The organism is Mesorhizobium amorphae (assembly GCF_014843845.1).
GTDB classification, from domain to species: Bacteria; Pseudomonadota; Alphaproteobacteria; order Rhizobiales; family Rhizobiaceae; genus Mesorhizobium; species Mesorhizobium amorphae_A.
Genome location: NZ_JHQS01000060.1, coordinates 222,993 through 237,894, shown reverse-complemented (window position 1 = coordinate 237,894; position 14,902 = coordinate 222,993). Strand labels below are relative to the sequence as shown.

Genomic DNA, 14,902 nt, shown 5'->3' with positions numbered 1-14,902 from the left:
GGCCGTGCCGTGTGCGCCGGCTACTCGGCCGCGCCCTTGAAGGCGCTGGCGCCGGTCTCGAATTGCAGCTTGGCCAGCCGCGCATAGATGCCGCCCTTGGCGACGAGGCTCTGGTGGGTGCCTTCCTCGACGATGCGGCCGGCCTCCATGACCAGGATGCGGTCGGCCTTCAGCACCGTCGCCAGCCGGTGAGCGATGACCAAAGTGGTGCGGCCCTGCATCAGCCGCTCCAGCGCCGTCTGCACCAGCGTCTCGCTTTCGGCGTCGAGCGCCGAAGTCGCCTCGTCGAGCAGCAGGATCGGCGCGTCGCGCAATATGGCGCGGGCAATCGCCACGCGCTGGCGCTGGCCGCCGGAGAGCGTCACGCCGCGCTCGCCGACCTGGCTGTCATAGCCTTTATCGAGCTTCAAGATGAACTCGTCGGCGAGGGCCGCCTTGGCCGCCGCCTCGATCTCTGCGGTGCTGGCGCCGGGCCGGCCGAAGCCGATATTGTCGCGCGCGCTGGCCGCGAAGATGGTGACGTCCTGCGGCACGATCGCAATGCGCTCCCTGACATCAGCCGGATCGGCCTCGCGCAGGTCGACCCCGTCGATGACGATACGGCCGGTCTCGGGGTCATAGAAGCGCAGGATCAGCGAAAACACGGTGCTCTTGCCGGCGCCCGAGGGACCAACGATCGCCACCGTCTCGCCGGGTTTGATCTGAAAACTCAGGCCATGGACGGCGGCGCGGTCGGGCCGTGCCGGATAGGAGAAGGACACGTCGTCGAAGCTGATCGCGCCTTTCGCTTTCACCGGCAGCGGCGCGGGATTGGCCGGCGACTGGATGGCGGGCTTTTCGGCCAGGATCTCGGTCAGCCGCTCCGCCGCGCCCGCTGCCTGGGAAAGCTCGCCCCAGACCTCCGATAGCGCGCCAAGCGCGCCGGCGGCGAACACCGAATAAAGCAGGAACTGGCCGAGCGTGCCCGGCGACAGCGTGCCCGCCAACACGTCGCGCGAGCCGAACCAGAGCACCGCCACGACCGAGGAAAAGATCATGAAGATGGCGAAGAAGGTCAGGAAGGAGCGGGCGAAGATCGAGGCCCGCGCCGCCTCGAAGGCGGCTTCCACGGCGGCCGAGAACCGCCCGGTGACCAGTTTTTCGTTGGTGAAGGCCTGCAGCGTGCGCACCGCGCCGATCTGCTCGCTGGCATAGGCGGTGGCGTCGGCCAGCGTATCCTGCGCCTGCCGCGATTTCCGCCGCACCGAGCGCCCGAAGGCGACCAGCGGAAGCACGATGACGGGAATCGCGGCAATCACCAGGCCTGACAGTTTCGGGCTGGTGACGACCATCATTGCCACCGCGCCGAGGCCGAGGATGACGTTGCGCAGCGCCACCGAGGCGGTGGCGCCGACCGCCGATTTCACCTGCGTGGTGTCGGCGGCGAGCCGCGACACGATCTCGCCCGACTGTGCGGTGTCGAAGAAGGCCGGCGACAGCGTCGTGACATGGGCAAACACATCGCTGCGGATGTCGGCGACAACGCGCTCGCCGAGCGTGATGACGAAATAGTAGCGGCTGGCCGAGGCCGCCGCCAGCAATGCGGCCATCACCACCAGCATGGCGAAATATTCGGCGATGAAGCTGGAATCGGACGCGGAAAAGCCGTGGTCGATCATGCGCCGCACGGCGAGCGGCAAGGCAAGCGTCGTCGCAGCGGCGACGATCAGCGAGATGACCGCACCGATGACCAATTTGCGGTAGCGGGTGATGTAGGGAAAAAGGCGCCCCAGCGGCCCGAGCGAGCGCCGGCGCCCGTCTTCCTCGCCGCTGATATCCGCCATGACCGTTTCCTCTGGCCTGTTCCAGGTGGGCGTCTTCAATATGCGCCTGCCGCGGCCTTGTGATTCAATTCCGGCTGATGTATAGGGTCGCCGACCGTTTTAGAAGCCGTGGCTCCTCAATAGCTGCGGCTTCGAATTTTAAAAAGGGGCGCATCGACGCAGGCCATGGGCCCGTCGGCAGCGCCGGCAAGCCAGGAACAGAACCATGAAGACCGACATCCATCCCGACTACCACACGATCAAGGTCGTCATGACCGACGGCACCGAATACATGACCCGTTCGACCTGGGGCAAGGAAGGCGATACGATGAACCTCGATATCGACCCGACCACCCATCCGGCCTGGACCGGCGGCCAGCAGACCCTGCTCGACCGCGGCGGCCGCCTGTCAAAGTTCAAGAAGCGTTTCGAAGGCTTCGGCATCTAAGCCAGATCGACATAGCAGATCAAAAACCCGCCTTCGAGGCGGGTTTTTTGTTGATTGGGCCTGCCACTTCTCAGCCGAGGTCGCGCGGCCCTACTCGGCAAGCAATTCCCGCAGCGCCATGCGCTTGTAGGCTGCCACCAGCCTGTCGCCTTCCTCTCGATCGACAGAGATCGCCAGCCGCATCGCGGCCTCGCCCATCTGCCAGACCAGGAAAGCCGTCGTCTCCAGCGCTACCGGATCGGCGTCCGGACGCAGCCGCCTCAGCACCGCGATGAGGAATTCGGCATTGGCGCGGCTGTCCGCCAGCTCGAGCTCGCGCAGTGCCTTGTCGGCCTGCGTGCCCGACCAGATGTCGCGCATGACCGGCTCGGCCAGGAACAGCCGGTAGTAGATGTCCACCAGCTCCGAAAACGCCTGCCGCAGGCCTTCGGCATCTCCAACGTCCTTCAGCGCGGCCGCGATACAGGCCTGGCTTTCGGCGGTGTAGCGCTCGGCCAGCGCCCAGACGATCGCCCGCTTGTCCGGGAAGAACTGGTAGAGCGAGCCGATCGACACGCCTGCCCTTTCCGCCACCTCGCCCATGCGCATGGCGTCGCTGCCCTGCTCGGCGATCAGCACCGAGGCGGCGGCCAGCATCCGCTCGACCCGCTCGCGGCTGCGCTGCTGGCTGGGCGCCCGGCGCGGCGATGCGACCTGCCCATCCTGTTGAGGCGACACGGCGGATCTGCCTTCCATGGCTAACTCCGGAAACATTTCTTCGACGAATTGGCTTGACTCACAAAATACGAGGGTTTATCACGTTTTGCAAATGTGAGGATTTCTCATGTTTGTGAAAAGAGGAAACCGAGATGACTGACAGCACAGCGAAACATCCGACCTTGATCCTCGGCGGCACCGGCAAGATCGGCCGCCGCATCGCCGAGCGGCTGACGGCGCGCGGCCTTCCGGTGCGCATCGGCTCACGTTCCGGCGCCCCTTCTTTCGACTGGGAAGACGACGCGACCTGGGCCCCGGCAATGCAGGGCGTGGGCGCCGTCTACATCAGCTACTATCCTGATCTCTCCGTGCCGGGTGCCGCTGAAGCGGTCGGCTCCTTGGCCAATCTTGCAGTGCAAAACGGCATCAAGCGGCTGGTGCTGCTGTCGGGGCGGGGCGAAACGGAGGCCCAGCGCGCCGAAGAGATGCTGAAGGCCTCGGGCGCCGACTGGACGATCCTGCGCTGTGCCTGGTTTGCCCAGAACTTCAGCGAGAGCTTTCTGCTTGACCCCTTGCTCGAAGGCGAGGTGCAGTTGCCGGTCGGCAATGTCGGGGAACCTTTCGTCGATGCAGACGACATCGCCGACGCCGCCGTAACGGCGCTTACCCAGCAAGGGCATGTCGGCCAGCTTTATGAACTAACCGGACCGCGGCTGCTGAGTTTCGCCGACGCGATCGCCGAGATCGGCAAGGCCGCCGGCCGCGACATCCGCTTCAAGCAGATTTCGCATGCAGAGTTCGCCGCCGCAATCGCCGCGCACGAACTGCCGGCCGAGTTTGCCTGGCTGCTCAACGAGCTGTTCACCGAGGTGCTCGATGGCCGCAACGAGGCGCTGACCGACGGTGTCCAGCGTGTTCTCGGCCGTGCGCCAAAAGACTTTTCCGCCTATACAACCGAAACCGCCGCTTCCGGCATCTGGAGCAACTGATATGAGCGCGAAGCTTCTTCCCGCCCTCATCTTCATCGCCGCGCTCGGCTCGGGCATCGTCGGCGGCGTGTTCTTCGCCTTTTCCAATTTCATAATGGCGGGACTTGCCCGGCTGCCCGCCCCAGGCGGCATCGCCGCGATGAATTCGATCAACGTCACCGTCATCACGCCGCTGTTCATGACCGCGCTTTTCGGCACCGGGCTGGTCTGCCTGGTGCTCATTGCCGGCGCGATCATCGGCTGGGGCCAGCCGGGCTCTTTCTGGCTGCTGACCGGCGCGCTGTTCTATCTCGTGGGCAACCCGATCGTGACCATGGTCTTCAACGTGCCGCTCAACGACGCGCTCGCCGCCGTCGATCCGGCAAGCAGCAACGGTGCCGCCGTGTGGTCGAACTATCTGAGCAAGTGGGTGATGTGGAACCACGTCCGCACCATCACCGCCATCGTTGCGATAGCCTGCTTCATTTTCGCATTGATCTGAAAAAGGCAAAAAAAGACATCGCCTCAGGTCGGGTCTTTTTGCGTGTGGTCTTTTGTCGTATGCCCCTTGCGGTCGGCATGGCCGAGATCGCGGTCCGGGTCGATGACGTCGCGGACCAGCTGCTTGAGCTTGGCCGCATCCGGAAAGCCGCCATCGCGCTTGCGGTCCCAGATGAGCGTGTCGTTGCAGGAGATGGTGAAGATGCCGCCGGTGCCCGGTACCAGAGTCACCTCCCCGAGATCCGCGCCAAAGGTGGAAAGCAGTTCCTGCGCCATCCAGCCGGCGCGCAACAGCCACTGGCACTGTGTGCAATAGGTGATGCGGATGGTGGGCAGCGGCTTTTCGGTCATGCCGCGCTGAGCTTGGCCATGGTCTCGTCGTCGACCTCGAAATTGGCGTAGACGCTCTGCACGTCGTCGTCGTCCTCGAGCGTGGCGACCAGCTTCATCAGCGACTGTGCGCGCTCCTCGTCGACCGGGATATTGTTCTGCGGCTGCCAGATCGGCTTCACCGATTCGGCTTCGCCGAGCGCGCCTTCCAGAGCCTTGGAGACTTCGCCGAGATTTTCGAAGGCGCAATAGATGGTGTGGCCTTCCTCGTCCGACTGCACGTCGTCGGCGCCGGCCTCGATCGCCGCATCCATGACCTTTTCGGCGCTGCCGACTGACGCCGGATAATAGATTTCGCCGACACGATCCCACATGAACGACACCGAGCCGGTTTCGCCCATCGCCCCGCCGGCCTTGGTGAAGGCCGCGCGCACGTTCGAGGCCGAACGGTTGCGGTTGTCGGTCAGCGCCTCGACGATCAGCGCCACGCCGCCCGGCCCGTAGCCTTCGTAGCGCACGGCTTCGTAGTTTTCGGCATCGCCCATCGACGCCTTGTTGATGGCGCGCTGGATGTTGTCCTTCGGCATCGACACCGCCTTGGCATTCTGCACGGCAAGGCGCAGGCGCGGGTTCATCGACGGGTCCGGCGTCCCGGTCTTGGCGGCGACGGTGATTTCGCGCGCCAGCTTGGAAAACATTTTCGACCGCACCGCATCCTGGCGGCCTTTGCGGTGCATGATGTTCTTGAACTGTGAATGGCCAGCCATGGCACCCCTGTCGTCTTCGGCTAGAACATTTGCGGCCGGGCGGTTTCACCCGACGTTTGCGAAAATGCTCGAATTCAAATTTTCAGAACGTCCCTAGTATGCCCGATTGGACATACGGCGCTCTCTGTCGGAATGGCCGGCTTATAAATAAATCGGCTCAATTCGTCCAGCCGCGCCGTTGGCGACCTGGACGCGATCAGCCCGACGGGCCTGACCCGCGACCGTTCACGCCTCGAGATCGGACTTCAGCCGGTCGATGATGCTGATCGCGTGGCCGGCATACTGGCTGATCCAGCGGTCGTGGATCTGCTTGATCGGCAGCGCGTTGAGATGGTTCCAGCGCTCGCGCCCGTCGCGCCGCGCCACGATCAGCTCGGCCTCCTCCAGCACCTTGAGGTGCAGCATGACGGTACAGCGGTCCATGTCGGGAAAGGCCTCGCAGAGCATGCCGGTGGTGCGCGGCGCGTCCTTCATCTGGTCAAGCAATTCGCGCCGGCGCGGATGCGCCAGCGCCTTGAAAACATTGTCATCTTGCGATCGGCTTGACATGTTATATTTCTATAACATATCGTTGACACAAGCAAGGAAGGAGTTGTGGATATGTCTCTTGGTTTCAGAGTTTCCGGACGCATCGGCAAACCGGTCGCCGAAGTCTTCGACGCGGTCGTCAATCCGAACAAGCTCAGCGGCTACTTCACCACCATCGGCGGCGCCAGCGCACCGCTGGTGGCGGGCACTACCGTGACATGGTGGAAGACGGTGCCCGTCGAGGTCGACGAGGTCGAGAAAGACAGCCGCATCGTGCTGCGTTGGGACGCTACCGACGCCGACGGCAAGCCGGCCTACAAGACGCGCATCGAAATGAATTTCGAGCCGCTGGACGATGGCGGCACCTTCGTCACCATCGCAGAGGCCGGCTGGCGTGAAGGAGAGGTCGGATTGAAAAAATCCTACCTCAATTGCGAGGGCTGGTCGCAGATGCTGGCCTGCATGAAGGCCTATGTCGAATACGGCATCAATTTGCGCGATGGCTATTACCGCAGCGAGATGAAGGGCGAACCCGCCAACGAAACCAATATCTGAGCGACCGTGGATGGAGACGGAGGCCTGCCATGAAGAAGGTGACGCCATTCCTGATGTTCGAGGGCAAGGCCGAGGCGGCGATGACCTTCTACTGCGAGACCATTCCCGACAGCAGTGTCCTTGACGTCACCCGTTACGGCCCAGGCGAAGATGGCCCGGAAGGAACGCTCAAGCTGGCGCGTGTGTCCATCGGCGGCCTGGACGTGATGGTCTTCAACAGCCCGATGCACCATGCCTTCACCTTCACGCCGTCGGTCTCGCTTTATGTCGACTGCTCCTCGGAAGAGGAGCTGAACCGTATTGTCGAGACAATGGCAAAGGACGGCGCGTTCCTGATGCCGCCCGACAATTATGGCTTCAGCCGCCGTTTCGCATGGCTGAACGACAGATTCGGTGTCTCCTGGCAGGTCAACCTGTCATAGCGAGCGCGGACCGCGCCGGCTGATGACGACAACATCTGAACCTAGGAAGTGGAGCCAGCAATGACCGCGAAAATCACCGGCGGCGTAAACATCGCCATGAAGGTACCGCCGCACCAGTATGAGGCGACGATCGCCTTCTACCGCGATGTCGTCGGCCTGAAGCCGTTCACCGCCAAGGCGCCGGCAATCGGCTTCGAGCTCGGCCCCAACCGCCTGTGGATCGATGAAGCGCCGATGATGAGCCAGGCTGAAATCTGGCTGGAATTGTTCACCGACGATTTCCCGGTCGCCGCGGATCATTTCGCCAAGGCCGGCATTGTGCGCTGTGACGCCATCGAGCCCTTGGGCGAAGGCTTCCGTGGCTTCTGGATCGCCAATCCGGCCAGCATCATCCACATGGTGCGCGAACCGGACGCCTGGTGAACGCCAAAGCCCTGAAAGGAGATCGTCATGGAAATCCGCGAAGCGCCAACCGCCGAAACCGCCATGCTGATCAGGCGGCCCGTTGCCGAGGTGTTTGAAGCGATCGTCGACCCGGCGATCACCACGAAATTCTGGTTCACCCATGGTAGCGGCCGGCTGGACGCAGGCAAGCCGGTTCAGTGGGAATGGCGCATGTACGACGTCTCGACGGCGGTCGATGTCAACGAGATCGTCAAGGACAAGAAGATCGTCATGCAGTGGAGCGACCCGCCGACCACGGTGGTCTGGACCTTCACCGAGATGCCGGACAACGCGACCTTCCTCGATATTCGCAATTTCGGCTTCGCCGGCAGCGGTGACGAACAGGTCAAGCAGGCGATCGATTCGACCGGCGGCTTCTCGCTCGTGCTGGCCGGCGCCAAGGCGTGGCTGGAACAGGGCCTGACGCTTGGCCTAATCGGCGATCGCCATCCGAAGGGTGTGCCGGCGAGCTAAGCGCCGGCCAGCCTCAATGCCCGCCGCCGGACCTTGCCTTCCGCCGCCGCCGCGCCAGCATATTGAGGCCCTCGACAAGGGCGGAAAAACCCATAGCGGCGTAGATGTAGCCCTTGGGCACATGGTAGCCCATGCCGTCGGCGATCAGCGTCATGCCGATCATCAAAAGGAAGCCCAGGGCCAGCATGACGATGCTCGGGTTCTTGGCGATGAAGTCGGCGAGCGGCCCGGCCGCCAGCATCATCACGGTGACCGCCACGATCACGGCGATGTACATGATGGCGATCTCGTCGGTCATGCCGACGGCGGTGATGATCGAATCGATCGAGAAGACGAGATCGAGCAGCAGGATCTGGAAGATGGCGCCGGCGAGCGAAATCTGCAGCGTCTCGCCGAGCATCGTGTCCTTGTGGTCATCGGGATCGACCGTGTGGTGGATCTCCTTGGTCGCCTTCCAGACCAGGAACAGGCCGCCGGCGATCAGGATCAGGTCGCGCCAGGAGAAGCCGTGGCCTAAAGCTGTGAACACCGGCGTCGTCAGCTGGACGATGATCGAGATGGTGGCCAGCAGCACCAGCCGCATGATCAGCGCCGCCGAGATGCCGAGCCGCCGCGCACGGGCGCGTTGCGCTTCCGGCAATTTGTTGGTCAGGATCGAGATGAAGATCAGATTGTCGATGCCGAGCACGACCTCCAGCACCACCAGCGTCAGCAGCGCGACCCAGGCGGTCGGGTCGGAGACAAAGGCAAAATGCGGTGCCAGGAATTCGATGAGCTGCATGGAGGTCGTCCCCTCTACGATCTGAAGCAGGTGTCGCCGGCAATTAGGTATTGCGTGCGTCTATATCAATGTCATGACCAGAAGGACGGCGCGGTTTCCTCGAGCCGCGGCCCGCGACGAAACGGCGCGATCTTCTCGGCCAGCCCGGTGCGGTCGGAAATCTCGATGCCGACGCCGCACAGCGTCGCCGGCCCGTTCGCCGCCTCGAAGCGACCTTTCGGCACTTTCGACAGAAAGCGGTTGAGCGGCTCCTCCTTGTCCATGCCGAGCGAGGAATCATAGTCTCCACACATGCCGGCGTCGGACATATAGCCGGTGCCGCCATTGAGTATCTGGTGGTCGCCGGTCGGCTGGTGGGTATGGGTGCCGACGACAAGGCTGGCGCGGCCGTCGACGAAATGCGCGAAGCATATCTTTTCCGACGTCGCCTCGGCGTGGAAGTCGATGACTGCCGCATCGGCCTGTTCGCCGAGCGGGCAGGCCGCGAGCTCGCGCTCGCCGGCCTGGAACGGATCGTCCAACTCGGGGTGCATGAACACGCGGCCCATGATGTTGGCGACCAGGACCCGCGCGCCGTTCCTGGCGATGTAGACGCCGGAGCCGCGCCCCGGCGTGCCCTTGGGAAAGTTGGACGGGCGCAGGAAGCGCTCTTCGCGCGGCGCGAAGACAAGCGCGTCGCGCTGGTCCCAGACATGGTTGCCTGTGGTGACGACGTCGGCACCGGCCGCGATCGTCTCGCGAAAGATCTCTTCGGTGATGCCGAAGCCGCCGGCGGCGTTCTCGCCATTGACGACGACGAAGTCGAGCTTGAAGTCGGCGATCAGGCCGGGCAATTGTTCCCACACTGCCGTGCGTCCTGTCTTGCCGACCATGTCGCCGAGGAAGAGAAGTCTCATCTATGCGTGATCCCGAACCGAAAGTCAGTGAAGCAAAAGCTGCATGACTTTCCGCAAAGATCATGCGTCCATTGACCTGTATCTATAATTGCGGCGTGAACCGACGCAACCCGCTCTCGGTGAGTATTTCCGGAAGATCACCTCGTGATTCGCATCCGGCACCTGTGCGCCCGCAACGCGATCGGGCCAGGCGGCGCCTACGGCGCGTTCCGTCGGCGTAGCCAGAAGAACCAGACATAGAAAGCGGTGAAACCGCCGGTGGCGGCAAGGAGCAGCAGCCCACCGCGCCAGCCCTTCATTGCGGCGGTATCGAGGTTCGATGGATCGGCAGGGTCGTAGTACAATTCTACCTTGTCGCCTATGGACGCCGCATAAAGACCGATGACCTTTCCCTTCCCGGACCAAGTCATCGGCGCGTCGTCAACCACATAGGTGACGGCGACATTGATGCCATCTATCGTGAGGCCGTTTTTTTTCGTTTCAAAGTAGGGATCGACATCCGTCACGGTGGCGACCGTCTGATGCCAGGCGGCTTGGTGATACAGGATGGTTCCGGTGATGTGCAATCCCATCGCAAACAGCACTACCGCGATCAGGGCGAACGGCATCAGGAGGAAACGCATTAAGACCATAGCTATTGCTGCCATCGAATCGGATTGTATTGCAGAAGTACTATCCGATGTGTCTTAGAAACGCGTTAAGCAGATCATCATATATCGAACCGGCGCAGCCCGCTCTCGGTGAGTATTTCCGGAATGATCACGTCATGGTTTTCGTCCGGCACCTGTGCCACCTCCTGGCAGTCGAAGGCGATGCCGATCAGCCGTGGCGGCTGCCCCTTGTCGACAAGCTTGGCGATGGCGCGGTCGTAATAGCCGGCGCCGTAGCCGATGCGGTGGCCGCGCGCGTCAAAAGCGGCGAGCGGCACCAGCATTACGGCCGGGTCGAGCACCGCGGCCTCTTCATGCGGGCCGATTGTGCCGAAGCCCATCTCGACCAACGGCGTGCCGCGTACCAGTTCGCGAAAGACGATGGTGGTCTTGTCTAGGATGGCAGGCAGGCAAAGCCTTGCGCCCTTCTCGCGCAAGGCGAACATCAGCGGCCGGACGTCGACCTCCGAACGCATCGGCCAGAAGCCGGAGACGATCTGGCCAGGTTCGACCGCGAACTGGTCGCGTGCCGTCTCGGCCATTTCGAGCGCGATTTCCACGCGCCAGAATTCGTCGAGCGCATCGCGCCGCCCGAGAGCTTCCTTGCGCAGTTGTTTTTTTAGTTCTTTGGAAGATGTCATGCGCGACGCTAGAAAAGGTCAGATTTGGATGGAGTTTTAGGAGCGACGTTTTGGAGGAGCGGAGCGAACTTTTCGTTCGTGAGCACCGCACAAAGCGGCGCGACGACAAAATCCGCCAAATATGATCTTTTCAACGAGTGACGATCCACACAACCGGTGGAGAAGTCGATCCCGGGTGCCTACAAAGTAGGTGGGCGCCGTGTGAGAAAACCCACGGGTCTTCCCAGGGACAGCTCCCTAAGGATCGTTAAGGCCCCGGGGAAAAGTGTCTCCTGCCGGGAAGCGCAGACCGCCAACCCCAATATAGGCCGATGGGTGGCCAAGCGCCAGAGAGACGACATTCTTTCCACGCTGGGTTCAGGCCCTCGCCACCGCCACCCCACCCTTGCGCCGACCAGGCCGCCTCCTTACGGTCGGCTCGATCGAACCGAGGAGCAAAAATGCGTTTCGAAGGCACGGCGGCCTATGTCGCCGACAAGGATCTGATGGTGGCCGTCAACGCCGCGATCGCGCTGGAGCGGCCATTGCTGGTCAAGGGCGAGCCCGGCACCGGCAAGACGGAACTTGCCCGCCAGGTGGCGGCAGCGCTCGGCCTCGAGTTGATCGAATGGCACGTCAAGTCGACCACAAGGGCGCAGCAAGGCCTCTACGAGTATGACGCCGTTTCGCGGCTGCGCGACAGCCAGCTCGGCGACGACCGCTTCAACGACATCAGGAACTACATCAAGCGCGGCAAGCTGTGGGAGGCCTTCGCTGCCGGCAAGAAGGTCGTGCTGTTGATCGACGAGATCGACAAGGCCGACATCGAATTCCCCAACGACCTGCTGCAGGAACTCGATCGGATGGAGTTCTTCGTCTACGAGACCGGCGAGACGATCCGTGCCGCGGTCAGGCCAATCGTCATCATCACCTCCAACAACGAGAAGGAACTGCCGGACGCCTTCCTGCGCCGCTGCTTCTTCCACTACATCCGCTTCCCCGATGTCGAGACGCTGCACAGGATCGTCGACGTGCACTATCCCGGCATCAAGCAGAGCCTGGTGCGCGCCGCCCTTACCCAGTTCTATGAGATCCGCGAGGTGCCGGGGCTGAAGAAGAAGCCGTCGACCTCCGAGGCGCTCGACTGGATCCGGCTGCTGGTTTCCGACGACATCGCGCCCGAGGACCTGCGCGCCGATCCGAAGAACGCCCTGCCCAAGCTGCATGGCGCGCTGCTGAAGAACGAGCAGGACGTGCATCTGTTCGAGCGCCTGGCCTTCATGGCGCGGCGGCAGGGTTAGGAGCGGTCCGCGCAGCGGACGAAAAGCCAACGATTTGGCTTTTCGAGCGACGAACGGTGAAGACCCGGTCTGCCTTCGGGCGGATCGAAAGGTCCAGTGGACCTTTCCAAGGGACTGAACGCCCGAAGGGCAGGGAGCCATAGCGAAGGGCCGGCCGGACAGCGGTTATCCCCTCGCTGGACCGTTGCCGCCAACCGGGCGCCGGGGCAGCTTCAAGCCACAAGCTTCGGAGGAGAACGAAATGACCGAGATCACCATCCGCCCCTTGGCGCAGTCCGACCGTGCCGACTGGCAGCGCCTGTGGACGGCCTATCTCACCTTTTACGAAACCAAGCTCCCAGAGGAGGTCTACACCGGCACCTGGAAGCGGCTGTTCACGGCAGGCGAGTTCGAGCCGAAGGGTTTCATCGCCACCCTCGACGGCAAGGCGGTTGGCCTGACGCACTATCTCTACCACCGGTCCTGCTGGTCGGAAAAAAACAATTGCTATCTGCAGGACCTGTTCGCCGACCCGGAGGTGCGCGGCAAGGGCGTGGGTGCCGCGCTCATCGAAGCGGTGAAGCAGGAGGCCGGCAAGATCGGCGTCAAGAACGTCTACTGGATGACCCACGAGACCAACGCCACCGCGCGCAAGCTCTACGACCATGTGGCGCGGCGGACGGGATTCATCGAGTATGATCTGCTGTAGATAGCGCCATGTTTATCCCCTTCTTCCTCGAACTGAAGGCTGCACGGGTTCCCGTCTCGCTTCGGGAGTATCTGTCGCTGCTGGAGGGGCTGGAGGCCGGGCTGGTCGACTATGATGTCGAGGGCTTTTACTACCTCGCCCGCGCCGCTTTGGTGAAGGACGAACGCCACATCGACCGCTTCGACCAGGTGTTTGCACATGTCTTCAAGGGCGTCGAGGCGCTAGACGGAAGCGCCGCTGTCGACATCGCAGACATCCCCGAGGAATGGTTGCGGCGGCTGGCCGAAAAGCACCTGACCGACGAGGAGAAAAAACTGGTCGAGGCGCTCGGCGGTTTCGACAAGCTCATGGAAACGCTGAAACAGCGGCTGGAGGAGCAGCAAGGCCGGCACCAGGGTGGCTCGAAATGGATCGGCACCGGCGGCACCTCGCCCTTCGGCGCCTATGGCTACAATCCCGAAGGCGTGCGCATCGGCCAGCATGAAAGCCGCCACCGCCGCGCGGTCAAAGTCTGGGACAAGCGCGAGTTCAGGAATTTCGACGACGCCGTCGAACTTGGCACCCGCAACATCAAGATCGCGCTGAAGCGGCTGCGCCGCTGGGTGCGCGAGGGTGCCGAGGAGGAGTTCGATCTGCCCGGCACCATCCACGCCACCGCCGAGCACGGCTATCTCGACGTCAAGACGCGGCCCGAGCGGCGCAACGCGGTGAAGCTCTTGATGTTCTTCGATGTCGGCGGCTCGATGGACGACCACATCAGAAGCGTCGAGGAGCTGTTTTCGGCCGCCCGCGCCGAATTCCGCCAGCTCGAATATTTTTACTTCCACAACTGCCTCTACGAAGGCGTTTGGCGGGACAATCGCCGCCGTCTCGCCGAGACGATCCCGACCTTCGACCTGCTCCACAAATACGGGCCGGACTACAAGGTGATTATAGTCGGCGACGCCTCGATGAGCCCCTACGAGATCGCACACCCCGGCGGCTCGGTCGAGCACTGGAATCCGGAGGCCGGCGTCGTCTGGCTGGCCCGCCTGCTGCAGCAATGGCCGAATGCCGTCTGGCTCAACCCGGAAAACCAGAAGAACTGGGGTTTTACCCATTCGATCACTATCATCCGCGACATCTTCGGCGGCCGCATGTTCCCGCTGACGCTGGCCGGGCTCGAGGCCGCGACGAAGCAGCTTTCGCGCAAGCACTGAGCAGTCTCCCGGAGCCACCATGACCTGCTTTCTCTGCCTGCAATGCGGTGTCCAGTTCGCGGCGAGCGATGCGCCGCCGCAACACTGCCCGATCTGCGAGGACGAACGGCAGTTCGTGCGCTGGGAGGGCCAGGCCTGGATCACGCCGGAAGAGCTCGCCGCCACGCATCGGCTTGTGATGAAGGACGACGCCGGCGTGCTCGCCTTCGGCGTCGAGCCGCGCTTCGCCATCGGCCAGCGGGCGCTGCTGGCGCAAACGCCGCACGGCAATGTGCTGTGGGATTGCATCTCGATGGTCAGCGACGAGGCGGTGGCCGAGATCAACCGCCGTGGCGGCCTGGCTGCCATCGCCATCTCGCACTGTCACTATTATTCGGTGATGGTCGAGTGGAGCGAAGCGTTTGGCGGCGTGCCGATCTATCTCCACGCCGACGACCGTCAATGGATCATGCGGCCGCATCCTGCCATCGTTAGTTGGGAAGACGAGAGGCTTGCCATCAATCCATCGCTGACACTCATCCGCTGCGGCGGCCACTTTGCTGGTGGCCAGGTGATGCACTGGAAGCGCGACGGCGGCAATGCCTTGCTGTCCGGCGACATCCTGCAAGTCACGCCGACCCGCCGTCATGTCAGCTTCATGTACAGCTACCCGAACTACATCCCGCTGAACGCGACGGCTGTGCGCCGCATCGCGGCGGCGCTGGAACCTTTCGAGTTCGACCATATCCATGGCGCCTGGTGGGGCCAGAACATCATCGGCGGCGCGAAAGCGGCATTCGCCGCTTCGGTCGCGCGCTATCTCGCGGCTATTGCCTGAGAGCGCGATCGAAAA

General features: G+C 63.0%; 20 protein-coding genes and 1 other RNA gene. 11 read left to right on the top strand and 10 right to left on the bottom strand.

Going from position 1 to position 14,902, the window contains the following annotated elements; genetic code table 11:
* Window positions 1-20: 20 nt before the first annotated feature.
* Entirely contained in the window at window positions 21-1,823 is a 1,803-nt protein-coding gene (locus DH08_RS26250; protein WP_192182041.1) for an ABC transporter transmembrane domain-containing protein, read from the bottom strand.
* Window positions 1,824-2,028: 205 nt separating this feature from the next.
* On the opposite strand from DH08_RS26250, the gene rpmE reads away from it, so the two are divergent.
* Complete coding sequence (gene rpmE / locus DH08_RS26245; RefSeq protein WP_006200144.1) at window positions 2,029-2,250, top strand: 50S ribosomal protein L31; 222 nt, start codon at window positions 2,029-2,031, stop codon at window positions 2,248-2,250.
* Window positions 2,251-2,340: 90 nt separating this feature from the next.
* Here the strand turns inward: rpmE and DH08_RS26240 are convergent, their stop codons facing one another.
* Window positions 2,341-2,985: a TetR/AcrR family transcriptional regulator gene (locus DH08_RS26240; RefSeq protein ID WP_192182040.1), complete on the bottom strand. Its 645-nt coding sequence runs from the start codon at window positions 2,983-2,985 to the stop codon at window positions 2,341-2,343.
* Between the two features lie 113 nt (window positions 2,986-3,098).
* Between DH08_RS26240 and DH08_RS26235 the strand changes: the two genes are divergently transcribed.
* Window positions 3,099-3,935, top strand: a complete 837-nt coding sequence (locus DH08_RS26235; protein WP_192182039.1) for an NAD(P)H-binding protein — start codon at window positions 3,099-3,101, stop codon at window positions 3,933-3,935.
* A 1-nt stretch (window position 3,936) separates the two neighbouring features.
* Window positions 3,937-4,416 (top strand): anthrone oxygenase family protein, encoded by a 480-nt coding sequence (locus tag DH08_RS26230; RefSeq protein ID WP_192182038.1) that lies wholly within the window; start codon window positions 3,937-3,939, stop codon window positions 4,414-4,416.
* Window positions 4,417-4,439: 23 nt separating this feature from the next.
* Here the strand turns inward: DH08_RS26230 and DH08_RS26225 are convergent, their stop codons facing one another.
* The 3 genes from DH08_RS26225 to DH08_RS26215 all read right to left on the bottom strand — a co-directional run bounded on the left by DH08_RS26225 (window position 4,440) and on the right by DH08_RS26215 (window position 6,061).
* Window positions 4,440-4,766: an Rdx family protein gene (locus tag DH08_RS26225; RefSeq protein ID WP_192182037.1), complete on the bottom strand. Its 327-nt coding sequence runs from the start codon at window positions 4,764-4,766 to the stop codon at window positions 4,440-4,442.
* The gene (locus DH08_RS26220; protein WP_192182036.1) at window positions 4,763-5,512 is read right to left on the bottom strand and encodes a YebC/PmpR family DNA-binding transcriptional regulator; all 750 of its coding nucleotides are present in this window, start codon (window positions 5,510-5,512) and stop codon (window positions 4,763-4,765) included. The genes DH08_RS26225 and DH08_RS26220 overlap by 4 nt, the downstream gene beginning before the upstream one ends.
* A gap of 225 nt (window positions 5,513-5,737) precedes the next feature.
* Entirely contained in the window at window positions 5,738-6,061 is a 324-nt protein-coding gene (locus DH08_RS26215) for an ArsR/SmtB family transcription factor (RefSeq protein ID WP_192182035.1), read from the bottom strand.
* A gap of 51 nt (window positions 6,062-6,112) precedes the next feature.
* Between DH08_RS26215 and DH08_RS26210 the strand changes: the two genes are divergently transcribed.
* The 4 genes from DH08_RS26210 to DH08_RS26195 are packed head-to-tail and all read left to right on the top strand — an operon-like array spanning window position 6,113 to window position 7,935.
* Window positions 6,113-6,595, top strand: coding sequence for an SRPBCC domain-containing protein (locus DH08_RS26210; protein WP_192182034.1), 483 nt, complete (start codon window positions 6,113-6,115; stop codon window positions 6,593-6,595).
* A gap of 29 nt (window positions 6,596-6,624) precedes the next feature.
* Window positions 6,625-7,017, top strand: a complete 393-nt coding sequence (locus DH08_RS26205; protein WP_192182033.1) for a VOC family protein — start codon at window positions 6,625-6,627, stop codon at window positions 7,015-7,017.
* A gap of 60 nt (window positions 7,018-7,077) precedes the next feature.
* On the top strand, window positions 7,078-7,440 hold the full coding sequence (locus DH08_RS26200; RefSeq protein WP_192182032.1) for a hypothetical protein: 363 nt from the start codon (window positions 7,078-7,080) through the stop codon (window positions 7,438-7,440).
* 27 nt (window positions 7,441-7,467) lie between these two features.
* Window positions 7,468-7,935, top strand: coding sequence for an SRPBCC family protein (locus DH08_RS26195; RefSeq protein WP_192182031.1), 468 nt, complete (start codon window positions 7,468-7,470; stop codon window positions 7,933-7,935).
* 13 nt (window positions 7,936-7,948) lie between these two features.
* On the opposite strand, the gene DH08_RS26190 is transcribed toward DH08_RS26195, so the two are convergent.
* The 5 genes from DH08_RS26190 to ssrS form a co-directional block, all read right to left on the bottom strand.
* Window positions 7,949-8,716 (bottom strand): TerC family protein, encoded by a 768-nt coding sequence (locus DH08_RS26190; protein ID WP_006200155.1) that lies wholly within the window; start codon window positions 8,714-8,716, stop codon window positions 7,949-7,951.
* 71 nt (window positions 8,717-8,787) lie between these two features.
* Window positions 8,788-9,612, bottom strand: a complete 825-nt coding sequence (locus DH08_RS26185) for a TIGR00282 family metallophosphoesterase (RefSeq protein ID WP_192182030.1) — start codon at window positions 9,610-9,612, stop codon at window positions 8,788-8,790.
* Between the two features lie 197 nt (window positions 9,613-9,809).
* The gene (locus DH08_RS26180) at window positions 9,810-10,259 is read right to left on the bottom strand and encodes a DUF3592 domain-containing protein (RefSeq protein ID WP_192182029.1); all 450 of its coding nucleotides are present in this window, start codon (window positions 10,257-10,259) and stop codon (window positions 9,810-9,812) included.
* A 62-nt stretch (window positions 10,260-10,321) separates the two neighbouring features.
* On the bottom strand, window positions 10,322-10,903 hold the full coding sequence (locus tag DH08_RS26175) for a 5-formyltetrahydrofolate cyclo-ligase (protein ID WP_192182028.1): 582 nt from the start codon (window positions 10,901-10,903) through the stop codon (window positions 10,322-10,324).
* Between the two features lie 138 nt (window positions 10,904-11,041).
* A non-coding RNA gene (ssrS, locus tag DH08_RS26170) (6S RNA) lies at window positions 11,042-11,197 on the bottom strand.
* Window positions 11,198-11,343: 146 nt separating this feature from the next.
* On the opposite strand from ssrS, the gene DH08_RS26165 reads away from it, so the two are divergent.
* The 4 genes from DH08_RS26165 to DH08_RS26150 all read left to right on the top strand — a co-directional run bounded on the left by DH08_RS26165 (window position 11,344) and on the right by DH08_RS26150 (window position 14,887).
* Window positions 11,344-12,183: an AAA family ATPase gene (locus DH08_RS26165; protein ID WP_192182027.1), complete on the top strand. Its 840-nt coding sequence runs from the start codon at window positions 11,344-11,346 to the stop codon at window positions 12,181-12,183.
* A gap of 241 nt (window positions 12,184-12,424) precedes the next feature.
* Window positions 12,425-12,871 (top strand): GNAT family N-acetyltransferase, encoded by a 447-nt coding sequence (locus DH08_RS26160; protein WP_192182026.1) that lies wholly within the window; start codon window positions 12,425-12,427, stop codon window positions 12,869-12,871.
* Window positions 12,872-12,879: 8 nt separating this feature from the next.
* Window positions 12,880-14,070: a vWA domain-containing protein gene (locus DH08_RS26155; RefSeq protein WP_192182025.1), complete on the top strand. Its 1,191-nt coding sequence runs from the start codon at window positions 12,880-12,882 to the stop codon at window positions 14,068-14,070.
* Window positions 14,071-14,089: 19 nt separating this feature from the next.
* Window positions 14,090-14,887: an MBL fold metallo-hydrolase gene (locus tag DH08_RS26150; protein WP_192182024.1), complete on the top strand. Its 798-nt coding sequence runs from the start codon at window positions 14,090-14,092 to the stop codon at window positions 14,885-14,887.
* Window positions 14,888-14,902 lie beyond the last annotated feature (15 nt).